The organism is Vibrio sp. ECSMB14106 (assembly GCF_000972265.1).
Taxonomy (GTDB): domain Bacteria; phylum Pseudomonadota; class Gammaproteobacteria; order Enterobacterales; family Vibrionaceae; genus Vibrio; species Vibrio kanaloae.
In genome coordinates, this window is the sequence record NZ_LAUM01000021.1 from 1 (window position 1) to 15,448 (window position 15,448).

Sequence of the window (15,448 nt, forward strand, 5' to 3'; positions counted from 1 at the left end):
CCCCTGCCATATTTAAGGCTCTAGTCGAAAGACTGAAGCCTTTTTACTTTTTGGTGTTGAACATGTCATTCGTAGAGCAGCGGATTCCCCGATTTACCAAAACAGCGCGTGTGGGAGTTCTAGCGTTTAGCCCACATAGGCGCCTTTGATTGTTCTAATCATCCCCGTATATCTTTCATCTTGAGTTTTTACACATATATTTTGTTTTGATTGTGGAAAAATTGGAGTGGTTAGTTTTTAGCAGGTACAAAAAAGGCCACCTAAATTAGGCAGCCTGATTTAATATTTTTAGATGTTAATCTAGCTCTTTCTCAGCTTGTTTCGCCTTCTCTATCATTGGAGTAATGGTTGAGCCTTGAACTAGAATAGAGAACACAACAACGGCATAGGTCATGACGAGTATGATCTCTTTTACATCGATGAGCTTCTCTTCAACTACCCAAATACCAGAAGGGATTGAAAGTGCCATTGCTAGAGCCAAGCCACCACGCAGGCCGCCCCAAGTTAGAATGTTAATCGAGCATGGGTTATAAGTTCTAAAGCGTTTAAATCCGACATAGGATAAGAAAACACTTAGGTAGCGAGCGATTAATACGAGGGGGATAGCGAATGCCATTAAGATCCAATCCTCTTGATGGAACTTAAATAGCAACATCGACATACCAATTAATAAGAATAATACGCCGTTTAAGAATTCATCTATCAGCTCCCAGAAATGGTCTAGATGATCCTCACTCTCTTTTGAAAAGCCAATGAACCTCGTCCAGTTTCCAATCATGATTCCAGAGACTACCATTGCTAATGGCCCAGATACGTGTAGAACCTCAGCGAAGGCATAGCCCGCAGTTGGTATGCCGAGCGTTAGCAGTAATTCCATTGAGTGATCATCGGTATTGCTGATTAGGTAGTGGAACAGTAAACCTAAAGCAAAGCCATAGACGATCCCCCCAATAGCTTCTTGGACGAATAGCATAGTTACACTACCAACTGTTGGAGCCTCTGTCCCGAATGCAATGGTAAATAGAGTAACGAATATAACTAAGCCAAAACCATCATTAAATAGAGATTCTCCCTCAATTTGAGTTGAGATCCGTTTTGGAGCATCGAGTTTTTTTACGATAGCTAAGACGGCGATTGGATCGGTTGGAGAGATTAAAGACCCAAAGAGTAAGCAATAAATCAGGTCAAATTGAATACCAATGAACTGACAGAACCCGTAGAGAACAAAGCCGATAAAGAATGTTGAAAACAGCGTTGCACCAAGAGCGAGTACTGTTATTTCCCACTTCTGGTCTTTTAGATTCGGTAATTTAATCCCCAGGCCGCCAGCAAAAAGTAAAAATCCTAGTATTCCTTTGAGTAGGAAGTCTTCAAAGTTGATACTGTCAACGGTTTCTGAGGCGATGTCAGCCAATTGGAACCAATTGTTTTGTCCTGCAATGATAATTAATAGAGATAACATCATCGAGCCAGCAGTGATGGCGATAGTTGTCTGCATTTTACCAATTTTACTATTGACGAAAGCAATCAGCATGGCTGCTGCAGACAAGAAACATAAGGTGTAGTAAACCGACATTGGGATTCCAATATGTAACAAAGTATAAACGTGAATTTTCGTTGTCTCATGCTCAAATAGCAAACACTTTTTGTTATTAGTCGGTAATCAATTTCCTGTTTTAGACGTCTAGACTCCTTTTTAATGTGTGATAGGATGGAGAGATAATTAAAGGAATGAGGTTGTACCGTGGGAAGTAATGTAAGGCAAAAGATTGAAGCTTTGTTGAAGCAACGAATTTTACTGATTGATGGTGGCATGGGTACCATGATTCAGGACTATAAATTGGAAGAACACGACTATCGTGGTGAACGTTTCGCTGAATGGCATAGTGATTTAAAAGGCAACAACGACCTATTGGTACTTACACAGCCCAATCTTATCAAAGATATCCATGAAAAATACCTGGAAGCAGGGGCGGATATCCTTGAGACCAATACCTTTAATGCTACAACCATCGCTATGGCTGACTACGATATGGAAGGTCTTAGTGAAGAGATTAACTTTGCTGCTGCTAAGCTAGCTCGTGAAGCCGCTGATAAATGGACAGCAAAAACCCCAGAAAAACCTCGTTTTGTCGCGGGTGTACTAGGTCCAACCAACCGAACTTGTTCTATCTCCCCAGATGTGAATGACCCCGGTTACCGTAATGTTAGCTTTGATGAACTTGTTGAAGCTTATTCTGAGTCCACTCGTGCTCTTATCAAAGGCGGCTCAGATCTTATTCTTATCGAAACCATCTTCGATACGTTAAACGCTAAAGCTTGTTCTTTTGCTGTTGAATCTGTTTTTGAAGAAGTAGGCATCACGCTTCCTGTGATGATTTCCGGAACCATAACTGATGCATCAGGCCGAACGCTTTCAGGACAAACGACGGAAGCATTCTACAACGCCCTTCGTCACGTTAAGCCTATTTCATTTGGTTTGAACTGTGCATTGGGCCCGGATGAGCTACGAGAATATGTCAGCGAGATGTCTCGTATCTCTGAATGTCATGTTTCTGCTCACCCTAACGCTGGATTACCTAATGCCTTTGGTGAGTATGATCTTTCACCCGAAGAGATGGCAGAGCATGTTAAAGAGTGGGCTGAAAGTGGCTTCTTGAACTTAATTGGTGGCTGTTGTGGTACCACGCCCGAACATATTCGCCAGATGGCTGAGGCTGTAGAGGGGGTAACACCACGTCAGTTGCCTAACCTATCTGTGTCGTGTCGCTTATCCGGTTTGGAACCTCTGACAATCACGAAAGAGTCTTTATTTGTAAACGTGGGTGAACGTACTAATGTTACTGGTTCTGCACGCTTCAAACGCTTGATCAAAGATGAGCTTTACGATGAAGCGTTGAGTGTAGCCCGAGAGCAAGTTGAGAATGGCGCTCAAATTATCGATATCAACATGGATGAAGGGATGCTAGACGCCGAGGCGTGCATGGTTAAATTCCTGAACCTATGTGCCTCTGAACCCGAGATCTCGAAAGTACCTGTCATGGTCGACTCTTCTAAGTGGGAAGTTATTGAAGCTGGCCTGAAATGTATTCAAGGCAAAGGTATTGTTAACTCAATATCTTTGAAAGAAGGCAAAGAGAAGTTTGTCGAGCAAGCTAAATTAGTTCGTCGTTATGGTGCAGCTGTCATTGTGATGGCGTTCGATGAAGTCGGGCAGGCTGATACTCGAGAGCGTAAAGTTGAGATCTGTACCAATGCCTACAATATTCTTGTTGATGAAGTCGGTTTCCCGCCAGAAGATATTATTTTTGACCCGAACATCTTCGCGGTTGCGACTGGTATTGATGAGCATAACAACTACGCGGTTGATTTCATTGAAGCGGTAGGAGACATCAAACGCGATCTCCCGCATGCGATGATCTCTGGTGGTGTGTCGAATGTGTCGTTCTCATTCCGTGGCAACAACTACGTTCGTGAAGCTATCCACGCTGTATTTCTATATCACTGTTTTAAAAACGGTATGGATATGGGCATCGTTAACGCTGGTCAGCTAGAGATTTACGATAACGTTCCAGAAGATCTGCGTGATGCCGTTGAAGATGTAGTATTGAACCGTCGCGATGATTCGACGGAGCGCTTGCTTGATATGGCAACCGAGTACCTAGAGCGAGCGGTGGGTAAAGTCGAAGATAAATCGGCGCTAGAGTGGAGAACATGGCCTGTAGAGAAGCGCTTGGAGCATTCTCTGGTTAAAGGTATTACAGACTTTATTGTCGAGGATACTGAAGAGGCTCGTGTTAATGCTTCGCGTCCTATCGAGGTGATTGAAGGCCCTCTAATGGACGGCATGAACGTTGTTGGTGACCTATTTGGTGAAGGTAAGATGTTCTTACCACAGGTTGTAAAGTCTGCGCGTGTGATGAAACAGGCGGTTGCCCATTTAGAACCTTTCATCAATGCATCTAAAGAAGTGGGCGCAACTAACGGGAAGATTCTGTTAGCGACCGTTAAAGGTGATGTACATGATATTGGTAAAAACATCGTTGGTGTGGTTCTACAATGTAATAACTACGAGATTATCGACCTGGGTGTCATGGTTTCTTGCGAGAAGATTCTTAAGGTAGCCAAAGAAGAGAATGTCGACATCATTGGCCTGTCTGGACTGATTACACCGTCTCTTGATGAAATGGTACATGTTGCTAAAGAGATGGAGAGACAGGGTTTCAAGCTGCCTCTTCTGATTGGTGGTGCAACCACCTCTAAAGCGCACACCGCGGTTAAGATTGAACAGAACTATTCTGAGCCAGTGGTTTACGTAAACAACGCTTCTCGTGCTGTAGGTGTTTGTACTTCACTACTTTCTGATGAATTGAAGCCTGCTTTCGTCGAAAAATTGGATATCGATTATGATCGCGTTCGTGATCAACATAATCGTAAGAAGCCTCGCACTAAGCCTGTCACGCTTGAAAAAGCTCGCGCTAATAAAGTGGACATTGATTGGGATACTTATACTCCACCAGCACCGGCGAAGCCAGGAGTGCACATATTCAATGACTTTGATGTGGCTACGTTACGTAACTACATTGACTGGACACCATTCTTTATGACGTGGTCTTTAGTTGGTAAGTACCCTGCGATTCTCGATCATGAGGAAGTGGGCGAAGAAGCAAAACGTTTATTCAAAGATGCAAATGATTTACTGGATCGCGTAGAGAAAGATAAGTTACTTGAAGCGCGTGGTATGTGTGCGATGTTCCCTGCAAACAGTGTCGGTGATGATATCGAAGTGTACACTGATGAATCTCGTACCGAAGTTCTAAAAGTTGTGCACAATCTTCGTCAGCAAACTGAGAAGCCAAAAGGCTTTAACTACTGCTTGTCTGATTACATCGCTCCAAAAGAGAGCGGTAAAGCGGACTGGATTGGCGGTTTTGCAGTGACCGGCGGTATTGGTGAGCGTGAATTGGCTGATGAATATAAAGCCAATGGCGATGATTACAATGCAATCATGATTCAAGCCGTTGCAGACCGATTGGCTGAGGCGTTCGCTGAGTATCTACACAAAGAGGTGCGAAAGGACATTTGGGGCTACTCGCCAGATGAAGATTTATCGAACGATGATTTGATTCGTGAGAAATACCAAGGTATTCGTCCTGCTCCAGGTTACCCGGCTTGCCCTGAACATACCGAGAAAGGTACGTTGTGGGAGTTAATGGATGTTGAGAAAGCGATTGATATGTCTTTAACGACGAGCTACGCGATGTGGCCTGGTGCTTCGGTATCCGGGATGTACTTTTCACATCCTGATGCTCGATACTTTGCTATTGCACAGATTCAACAGGATCAGGTGGAGAGCTATGCTGAGCGGAAAGGTTGGGATATGTTGGAAGCTGAGAAATGGCTAGGTCCAAACATTAACTAGCTTCTAATCTAAGACGAGTTTTGATTCGTAAAGTAAAAGAGAAAGGGTTGCTTATTATAGCAACCCTTTTTGTATTTGTGATTTAGTCATCTATCAGTCGATGATAAACGGACGATCTATTCAAATAACTCTTGATGAAGTTTTTGAATTGCCAGTTTAGACACTGACTCATTCAGCAGGAAGCACAGGTTGTGAGGGCTTGCTCCGTAACAAATCATACGTAGGTTGAAATCTTCAAGAGTACCGAATACCTGCTTTGCATAGCCTTTGCTTTCACTCATGTTATTACCAATAAGAGCAACGAGACAAAGATCGTGCTCAATATCGACAGAACACAGCTCTTCAAGCTCAATACGCGCTGCTTCTGGTAATTCAGGAGCACCACCTGATGTGTCAGTTTGATCTAACGTCAGTGAAACACTGATCTCTGATGTGGTGATCAGATCAACAGAGATCTTATATTTAGCAAGGATCTCGAACACTTTCGCAAGGAAACCGTAAGCATGGAACATGTTAGCGCTACGAAGCGTCACCATGGTTTGGTTGCAGCGTAGGGCAAGGGCTCTGAATAGAGGAGAGCTTTCCACCTGCTGACGAATCCATGTACCACCTAATTCTGGCGCTTTTGAAGAACCTACAAAGACAGGAATTTGATGGCGTAGTGCAGGAACCAGAGTCGAAGGGTGTAATATCTTCGCACCAAAGTTTGCCATTTCCGATGCTTCACTGAAGCTGATCTCCGGGATAGGCGCAGCTTTAGGTGCAATGCGAGGGTCTGTAGTGTAGATACCCGGAACATCAGTCCAGATCTCTAAACCAATCGCTTGTACTGATTCTGCAATGAGTGCAGCTGAATAATCACTGCCACCGCGACCTAAAGTCGTGGTATTGCCTTCGTTATCAGCACCGATAAAACCTTGAGTAACGACAACTTGTTGTTGGCAAAGTGGAATCAGTTTCTGTTTTGCTAAGTCTGCAATATCTTCTAGTTGTGGTTCGGCTTTACCAAATTCATTATTGGTGCGCATGACTTCTCTAATATCAAAGCGAACCGCTGGTGTGCCACGTTCGCAGATAATCTGAGTAAGGATATGTGTCGACATCAATTCACCACACGCAACAAGGTGATCGGTTAACTTGGCACTCGTTTGGAAAGATGCCGCTTCGGCTGCGTTTGCAATATCACCGAGAATGCAGTGTATATCCTTTTCAATACTGATTGGGTCGGCGAGTTGGTCAAGAATGGCATTATGGATATCAGCTAATTGCGTCATCAATTGTTGGCGACGAGCTTTGTCTTGAACTCCATTTGCGAGTTCTACCAGCAAGTTAGTCACGCCAGAGCATGCACTGCTTACGACCAGTTTTGTATTTGAGTTGTTTTCAATAATGGCAGCACAACGGCTCATTGCTTCAAAGTTAGCAACACTTGTGCCACCAAACTTAGCGACATTAAAAGAACCAGCTACATTAGATGCACTCACGATATATCTCCCACGACTTCCTAAAATAAAATTACGGTTGGGTAATCCAACGTCCGATGTTTTTCGAAGAGAGTATTTAGAGCAAAAAGAGAGGAATTATTAGAATAGTAACCTCAGAAGCTCTTCACCATATAAAAATGGCGACAGTTGACGGGATTCAGCCCGCTCAACCGATAATAAAAGTCCGGCATGCTTTTATTATCTCGGCACTGCTCCCCATAAATGCTTTGTATTGGAAATGCGGTTCCACAAAACATCTGCCTGGGCAGTGCTCCTCTTCTGCTAGATAGCCATTTCATTGAACGTGTTTGCGATAACAATGTCAATCCGTAACTGGAGGTAATTGAAAAATAATTTTAACAATTATGTGACAGTGGTTTGACCTCAATACTTATGGCTAATTGCTGAGGTTATCGATTTGCTTTAGGGTGGAATGTTCACAACATTAACGTAAGGGATGTACATGTCTAATTTAACACTAACTACTGCTATCGATAGCTTTTATCCACCACACCGAACGTTAATGGGACCAGGTCCTTCTGATATCTCGCCGCAAGTGCTACAGGCTTTGAGCCGTCCGACAATTGGTCATCTAGACCCGTTGTTTATTGCGATGATGGATGAGCTTAAACAACTTCTTAAGTATGCATTCCAAACTGAAAACGAATTTACGATTGCCGTTTCTGCACCGGGCAGTGCAGGTATGGAGACCTGTTTTGTTAACTTGATTGAGCCTGGTGAAAAGGTGATTGTTTGTCGTAATGGTGTCTTCGGTGAGCGTATGCGAGAAAACGTGGTGCGTTGTGGTGGCGAAGCCATTCTTGTTGATGACGAGTGGGGCAAGCCCGTTTCTGTCGACAAGATAGAACAAGCATTGGCGGAAAATCCAGAGGCGGTGGCGGTAGCATTTGTGCATGCAGAGACATCAACCGGAGCGCTATCGGATGCTCAAGCGATTTCTGCGGTTGCTCGACAGTTTGATGCACTCACAATTGTGGACGCGGTGACATCACTAGGTGGTGTGCCATTGCTGGTTGATGAGTGGCAGCTTGATGCGGTTTATTCTGGCAGCCAAAAGTGTCTGTCTTGTGTGCCTGGACTATCTCCGGTGACTTTCTCTCAGCGTGCGGTTGATAAAATGAAAGCCCGCCAAGCTCCCGTACAAAGCTGGTTCCTAGACCAGAGCTTAGTATTAGGCTATTGGAGTGGCGAAGGGAAGCGTAGCTATCACCATACTGCACCTGTAAACAGTCTTTATGCGCTACATGAGTCTCTTGTACTATTGAAAAATGAAGGCTTAGATAATGCGTGGTCTCGTCACCATGCGATGCATCAAGAGTTGAAAGAGGGTGTCGAAGCATTAGGACTCAAGTTCGTCGTTGATGAAGAGAGCCGCTTGCCGCAACTTAATACACTTTATTTCCCTGAAGGGATTGATGAAGCTAAGGTAAGAACACAGTTGTTGGAAGAATATAATCTTGAGATTGGTGCGGGGCTTGGTTCATTGGCTGGTAAGGCTTGGCGTATTGGCCTGATGGGTTATGGTGCTCGAAAAGAGAACGTCGCCTTATGCTTAAAAGCGCTCAAAGATGTCTTATACCAATCGTAGTAAATAACTGGTCATCCTCGCTTGTTAAAATACTCGATAACATCGTTAGAAATCTTGATTGTAGAATAACTACTTATCGAAAATTTCTGCCTTGTTCTTAAGCCTTTTTCTTACGCTATTTATGACCATCTACTTACTGTGATTGGTATTAAAATAACCTTTCTCTATATGGATTAAAAAAGCGCACGATAGAACGTGCGCTTTTTTTGTGTCGCCTAAACCTCAATCCATGAAATTGGTTTTAGGTGCTTTGAAATTATTGAGCAGAAGAGATGTTATTTTTAGCTTCTGAAGTTTTCTTATAATGTACCTTTGAGAAATCTCTATTTGGGAATAAAAACTTTGCTTCGCTACGAATCTGCTCAGCTTTACTTTCCTCCCCAATCCCTTGGTACGCCAGAATTAGGTTGCTATAGAAAGCCGGTCTTGGCTTACTCTGGATGATTTCTAACGACCAATCGATATAAGGCTGAATAAGGCTCGGCTCGGCTTTGTAGAGACCAATGTTTAGATAAGTACTGTATATATCCCAGTCATATCGATCCTTCCAAACTACAGGATTTGTCACTTGTTTGAGGATATCAGGATTTTTAGGCTTAGACAGTTCGAACTTAGTCAGTACATAGTTGGTGTGCAACGCACTCAACATATAAAAGCTTACCAAGATTGGTATCACTAAACTCGACACTCTAAATAGAGTTTTACTGATGAGACTAAACGGCTGTTGATAGTAGTGTCGGGAAGATCGTTGGTCGATCCAGTAAATCAAAATAATGAAAGTGATCCAGTGAATCGCTGAATGATAAAAAGGGTATTCAAGCTGTGAGTGTAACAATATTGGAATGAACAGTGCGAGCAGTGCTAGACGCGTTCCTTTCGCTGCACTCATGATGCGTAACACCACCAATGCCGCGGCCATTAAGAGCCCAAGGATCGGAACAATTCCACCTTCAACGCCCCAATACAAAATTTCATTGTGCGGGTGGTCCATCGAAGGAAGGCCTGGATGGTAATTTGAGTTGAGTTGGTGCTGGCGAGCGGTATACAGCGTATATTCGGATTCGAACTTTCCGTAGCCATAACCTGTAAAGGGCTTTTCTACCATCATGTCCAGTGCTTGTGGGAAGGTATAAGCTCGTGGGCTTTCTAAGTGAGTTCTTTTACTCGCTAAACTATCAGTGGCACTGAGATTAATCACTGAAAAAGCGACAACGATACCGACCAAAACCGATCCACACCAACCGTAAAACCGCTTCTTAGTCGAGAATTTGTAGAGATAAGGCAGAATACATATAAACCCTATTACAGCAGCTAACCAACCAGTACGTGATGCGATGATAATCAATAACGGCACGGTTAAGGTAGGGGTCAAATACAGTAGAATCGATTTGCTAATTTTATGATTATATTTAGCCGGCTGCCTGGCTAACAGATAAGCGGAAAGTACAAAACCAGTCGCTAGGAAGCTGGCCATAACATTGGGTTGTTGGAAGATCCCGTAAGGCCTATTGGTCGCAGTGTTATAACCAAACAGGTTGCCTGGTTCTAATAAAAAATATTGCACATACCCAAATAAGGCTTGTAGGACGGTGGCTAACACAATGAACCACAGCATGCGCTGCTTATGCTCATTGCTGAATTTGAATTGCTGAAGCACTACGAATAAGGCAAAGCCTGCCCATAATCCAAGTAAACGCCCTGATGCCCCTTGAGGAGCGGCATTGCTGTATAAAATTGGTAGCGTGAGTATGATACAGCTTATCAACAAGCCAATCGTTAATTTGGAATACTTGAGTACTCGGTTTGTAGCGAGTTGGTAAAAACCAATGGCTAGCGTGAAGCTAAGAGCTAACCAAGTGGTTGGGTTAAAGGATAAAGCAAGGCCTGAACCACCAGGGTTAGGCATGAAAAAGTGCATGGCCAACAAGAATACGACAGCTAAAGAAGCAATAAATGCTTTGTTTAGCGGTAGCTGGTTTATCTGATTTTCTAGCTGGGTGCCGCTAGTATGTATTGTTGCCATAGATCCCTAACCTTATAAAAACAGAGCTTGTTCCTTATGAAACAAGCTCTGTTACTTTAACATTTTTATGTCTGTTCGTTGGGGGCTATTTTACACCTAGTTTAAATTTAACATAGGTTTAAGGAAGTGGGCAGTATGCGAACTTTCGACTAACGCCACATCTTCAGGTCTACCTTCTGCAACGATTTCACCACCGCCTTGACCACCTTCAGGACCTAAGTCTAAGATCCAATCTGCGGTTTTGATTACGTCAAGGTTATGCTCAATCACCACAACAGTATTACCGTGATCACGCAGTCTATGCAGTACCGTTAACAGCTGCTGAATATCGTGGAAATGCAGCCCTGTTGTCGGTTCATCCAAGATGTATAAGGTTTTCCCTGTATCGCGTTTAGACAGCTCACGCGCTAATTTAACTCGCTGTGCTTCACCGCCTGATAAGGTGGTTGCTGCTTGACCCAAGCGAATGTAAGAAAGACCCACATCCATTAGCGTTTGCAGTTTACGCGCAATCACTGGTACTGGATTAAAGAACTCGCGAGCATTCTCAACCGTCATCTCCAGAACCTCGTCAATGGTTTTACCCTTGTAACGAACTTCTAACGTTTCACGGTTATAGCGCTTACCTTTACACACATCACAAGGCACATACACATCGGGTAAGAAGTGCATCTCTACCTTGATTACGCCATCGCCCTGACAAGCCTCACAACGACCACCTCGAACGTTAAAACTGAATCGACCTGGCTTGTAACCACGAGAACGTGATTCCTGAGTGCCTGCAAATAACTCACGAATTGGCGTGAAAATACCAGTGTAGGTTGCCGGGTTTGATCTAGGGGTCCGACCGATAGGGCTTTGATCTATGTCGATCACCTTATCAAAGTGTTCTAACCCTTTAATTTTCTTATGTGGCGCAGCTACCGCTGTGGTTGCACCATTGAGTAGGGTGTGAGCGACTTTAAAGAAGGTATCGTTGATAAGCGTTGATTTACCCGAACCTGATACACCCGTAATACAACTGAACAAGCCAACAGGAATCGTAGCGGTCACATTCTTTAGATTGTTTCCTGTTGCGCCAACGATCTCTACGACCTTTTTCTTGTCGATAGGTGTTCTCTTTTCTGGCACTGCAATTTCTTTAACGCCGCTTAGATATTGGCCTGTTAAAGAATTCGGGTTGTCTATGATATCTTGCATGGTACCTTCGGCGACCACGTGACCACCATGAACACCGGCACCTGGGCCGATATCGATAACATGGTCGGCACAACGGATAGCATCTTCATCGTGTTCAACGACAAGTACGGTATTACCTAAGTCTCTCAGATGTACTAAGGTTTGAAGGAGGCGTTCGTTGTCGCGCTGGTGGAGGCCGATAGACGGTTCATCGAGTACATACATCACGCCAACTAAGCCCGCACCTATTTGACTTGCTAAGCGAATTCGTTGTGCTTCGCCACCTGATAGCGTTTCAGCACTGCGCGATAGGTTGAGATAATTCAAACCAACGTTAACTAAGAAGTGCAGGCGGTCATTGATTTCTTTCATCACCTTTTCGGCGATCTGTCCACGCTGACCGCTGAGCGACAAGGTTTGGAAAAATTGCAATGCGTCGGCAATACTGAGCTCAACGATCTCTGGCAATGTAGTGTCACCAATAAATACATTTCTAGCTTCTAGCCTCAAGCGAGTTCCACTACAACTAGAGCAAGACTTGGTCGAAATGTATTTCGCTAAGTCTTCACGCACCGCGCTAGACTCGGTGTCATGATAACGACGCTCTAAAGTATTGAGTATACCTTCAAATGGATGACGCTTGACTCGAATATCACCACGATCATTGATGTATTTGAATTCCACTTCGGTGCGGCCAGAGCCTTTAAGAATGATCTCTTGAGTCTTTTTAGGGAGGGAATTAAACGGTGCATAAAGATCAAAACCATAATGTTCTGATAGTGATGTTAGCATCTGAAAATAGTAATAATTCTTTTGATCCCAACCTTTAATTGCGCCTTCTGCAATGCTTAGGTTTTCATCTAAAATCACTCGGCTTGGGTCAAAATATTGTTGAATGCCAAGGCCATCACAAGTGCCACATGCACCGGCAGGGTTGTTAAATGAAAATAGACGCGGCTCAAGCTCTTGCATACTGTAACCACACTTAGGGCAGGCAAAGTTTGCAGAGAACACAATCTCTTCTTGTTCTTGGTCATCCATCCAACCAACCACGGCAATGCCACCAGAAAGCTCTAGTGTTGTCTCAAATGATTCCGCTAAACGTTGTTGAAGGTCTGGACGAACTTTGAATCTATCTACCACGACTTCAATGGTGTGTTTTTTATGAAGCTCAAGGGTGGGCGGATCGGATAAATCACAGGTTTCACCATCAATTCGAGCACGGATAAAACCTTGAGCTGCTAGGTTTTCCAATGTTTTTACATGCTCACCTTTGCGCTCTTTGACGATAGGTGCCATTAGCATCATCTTTGAACCTTCAGGGAGATCCAACACTTTATCGACCATTTGACTGATGGTTTGCGCTGCTAGAGGTGTGTTGTGGTCAGGACAACGTGGTTCACCAACTCGTGCATAAAGTAATCTGAGGTAGTCATACACTTCAGTAATGGTGCCGACAGTGGAACGAGGATTGTGAGAGGTCGATTTTTGCTCTATTGAGATGGCTGGAGATAACCCTTCGATGTGATCGACATCGGGCTTTTCCATAAGAGAAAGAAACTGACGAGCGTAAGCTGACAGGGATTCAACATAACGACGTTGTCCTTCTGCATAAAGAGTGTCAAACGCAAGTGACGATTTTCCCGACCCTGATAGTCCTGTGATAACTATGAGTTTGTCACGAGGAATGGTTAAGTTGACGTCTTTTAGGTTATGCGTACGAGCGCCCCTTATTTCTATTTTATCCATCTCAATAGACCGTGTAATTTTCAGTGGCTAAAGTATTACATAGAGTGAGATTTGTGCAAAGTTTTACTGGATAAAAAAACAGTAAACAAAAAGGGTGACTCAAAGAGTCACCCTTTTATAATTCGAAACGCTATGTATTACACCAGTAGTTATGCTTCTTTCTTCGTTGAGTGTTTACCTAACTCGATTTGCTTCTGGTCTTTCTTGTATAGGTTCTCAAAGCAGTAGTTGGTTGCTTCTATGTAACCTTCAACACTGCCGCAGTCAAAACGTTGACCTTTAAATTTGTAAGCCAATACACAACCTGCTTTTGCTTGTTTTAGCAATGCGTCGGTAATTTGAATCTCGCCGCCTTTACCAGGTTCTGTCTGTTCGATTAACTCAAAGATATCTGGAGTGAGAATATAGCGACCAATGATCGCTAGGTTACTTGGCGCCGTTCCTTTTTCTGGCTTTTCTACCATGTCATCGACACGGAATAGATCGTCTTTAATCATTTCACCAGAAATCACACCGTATTTGTGTGTCTCTTCTTCTGGAACTTCTTGTACTGCAACAATTGAGCAGCGGAATTGCTTGTATAAAGCAACCATTTGAGCCAACACGCCTTGTTGCTCGTTGACACAAAGGTCATCGGCAAGCACAACTGCAAATGGTTCATCACCAACGAGTTCGCGACCGGTTAATATAGCGTGACCAAGGCCTTTCATTTCACGTTGGCGAATATACGTGAAGTTTGCAGCTTCAATTGTCTTACGAATATTGATCAGCAGGTCTTCTTTATTGGTACCACTAATTTGGTGTTCAAGCTCGTAGTTCTTGTCAAAGTGATCCATCAATGAATGCTTACCACGGCCGGTAACAATACACATTCCATCCATACCCGCTTCGATCGCTTCTTCAACACCGTATTCAATTAGAGGTTTGTTTACTACAGGCATCATCTCTTTCGGCATTGACTTAGTTGCAGGTAAAAAACGTGTACCGTAGCCAGCTGCCGGGAAAAGGCACTTTTTGATCATGGTAAGACCCTTTATCTATAATAATTATTAATTCAACTTGAGTAGTTGATATTTATGAGTGCAACTCTAGCATAAGTTATGCATGCAATTCAGCAACAAAACGTATGGTTTACTAGAATTTACCTCAAAACTATCATCAGCTTAATCGCCCGCCTCATTATGCAAGTAAGTTCTGATTTGCCCAAGCAATGGCTTGGACTCTATTTTTAACCGCTAACTTGCGAAATATCTGATAGAGATGAGATTTGACGGTGAACTCGCTAATAAATAAATCATCGGCTATCTGAGTGTTTGATGAACCTGATTGAAGACAGCGAATAACTTGGATCTCTCGGATGGTTAAATCGACATTAGTGGGTGTTGTGTTGGTGTTGACCATGTTGCGGTAATAAAACAGCAGTTGGTTCGTTACCTTTCTCGGTAACCAGTTATCACCATCAATGACCTCTCGAAGACCTTTTGCTATTTTGATTTTTTTCTCGGAATCATAAAATAACCCTTTTAGTACGCCATAGTTAAGGAGCTCCGAGGTAGGAAGCGGCTGCGGAACATTAAATAAAAGGATCTCATTATTTTTCCATATAACGTACAAGTTAGGGAATATGGCAAGTAATTGTGGAACCGCTTTGTAATCGACGAGTAGAATACGGTTGCTCTGTTTCCTATCTACCAGCATCAAATCGTCCGTTGTCATTTTGTAGAGAGGAATAGACAAATGCTTTTCTATCACTTTTATGTGTAGGTGAGTGTCGCTGGGATCGATGCACAGAAAGTGTAAAGTGCGAGCATATCGAGATTTTCTCATTGAAATACCTTGTATTAATGGAATGAGATTTCACGTTGTCATGCATGCATAGGCTTCTCTAGCGACATCGTTGTGTCTTGCGTTGAATATCAATTCTAAAAGTAAATGAGTGGTTTGTAAGTGGAGAAAAAAGCAACATCGCTCTGAATATCATG

8 protein-coding genes and 1 riboswitch are annotated in these 15,448 nt (G+C 43.3%); of the genes, 2 read left to right on the forward strand and 6 right to left on the reverse strand.

The annotated features are described in order from the left end of the window. Positions 1–295: 295 nt before the first annotated feature. Positions 296–1,576: a cation:proton antiporter gene (locus WR49_RS14450; protein WP_046224481.1), complete on the reverse strand. Its 1,281-nt coding sequence runs from the start codon at positions 1,574–1,576 to the stop codon at positions 296–298. A gap of 168 nt (positions 1,577–1,744) precedes the next feature. On the opposite strand from WR49_RS14450, the gene metH reads away from it, so the two are divergent. Next, positions 1,745–5,422, forward strand: coding sequence for a methionine synthase (gene metH / locus WR49_RS14455; protein WP_046224482.1), 3,678 nt, complete (start codon positions 1,745–1,747; stop codon positions 5,420–5,422). Positions 5,423–5,538: 116 nt separating this feature from the next. Here metH and lysC read toward each other — a convergent pair whose 3' ends face one another. Beyond that, positions 5,539–6,906, reverse strand: a complete 1,368-nt coding sequence (gene lysC / locus WR49_RS14460; protein ID WP_046224483.1) for a lysine-sensitive aspartokinase 3 — start codon at positions 6,904–6,906, stop codon at positions 5,539–5,541. A gap of 109 nt (positions 6,907–7,015) precedes the next feature. Further along, a riboswitch (Lysine riboswitch) is annotated at positions 7,016–7,193 on the reverse strand. Between the two features lie 176 nt (positions 7,194–7,369). Between lysC and WR49_RS14465 the strand changes: the two genes are divergently transcribed. Continuing rightward, positions 7,370–8,515 carry a pyridoxal-phosphate-dependent aminotransferase family protein gene (locus WR49_RS14465; RefSeq protein WP_046224484.1) on the forward strand — a complete coding sequence of 382 codons (1,146 nt, stop codon included), beginning with the start codon at positions 7,370–7,372 and terminating at the stop codon, positions 8,513–8,515. Between the two features lie 256 nt (positions 8,516–8,771). Here the strand turns inward: WR49_RS14465 and WR49_RS14470 are convergent, their stop codons facing one another. The 4 genes from WR49_RS14470 to WR49_RS14485 form a co-directional block, all read right to left on the reverse strand. Then, positions 8,772–10,538: a PglL family O-oligosaccharyltransferase gene (locus WR49_RS14470; RefSeq protein WP_046224485.1), complete on the reverse strand. Its 1,767-nt coding sequence runs from the start codon at positions 10,536–10,538 to the stop codon at positions 8,772–8,774. A gap of 96 nt (positions 10,539–10,634) precedes the next feature. Beyond that, entirely contained in the window at positions 10,635–13,466 is a 2,832-nt protein-coding gene (uvrA, locus tag WR49_RS14475) for an excinuclease ABC subunit UvrA (RefSeq protein WP_046224486.1), read from the reverse strand. Between the two features lie 149 nt (positions 13,467–13,615). Next, the gene (gene galU / locus WR49_RS14480; RefSeq protein WP_046224487.1) at positions 13,616–14,488 is read right to left on the reverse strand and encodes a UTP--glucose-1-phosphate uridylyltransferase GalU; all 873 of its coding nucleotides are present in this window, start codon (positions 14,486–14,488) and stop codon (positions 13,616–13,618) included. Positions 14,489–14,645: 157 nt separating this feature from the next. Then, positions 14,646–15,293 carry a LuxR C-terminal-related transcriptional regulator gene (locus WR49_RS14485; RefSeq protein WP_046224488.1) on the reverse strand — a complete coding sequence of 216 codons (648 nt, stop codon included), beginning with the start codon at positions 15,291–15,293 and terminating at the stop codon, positions 14,646–14,648. Between the last annotated feature and the right edge of the window lie 155 nt (positions 15,294–15,448).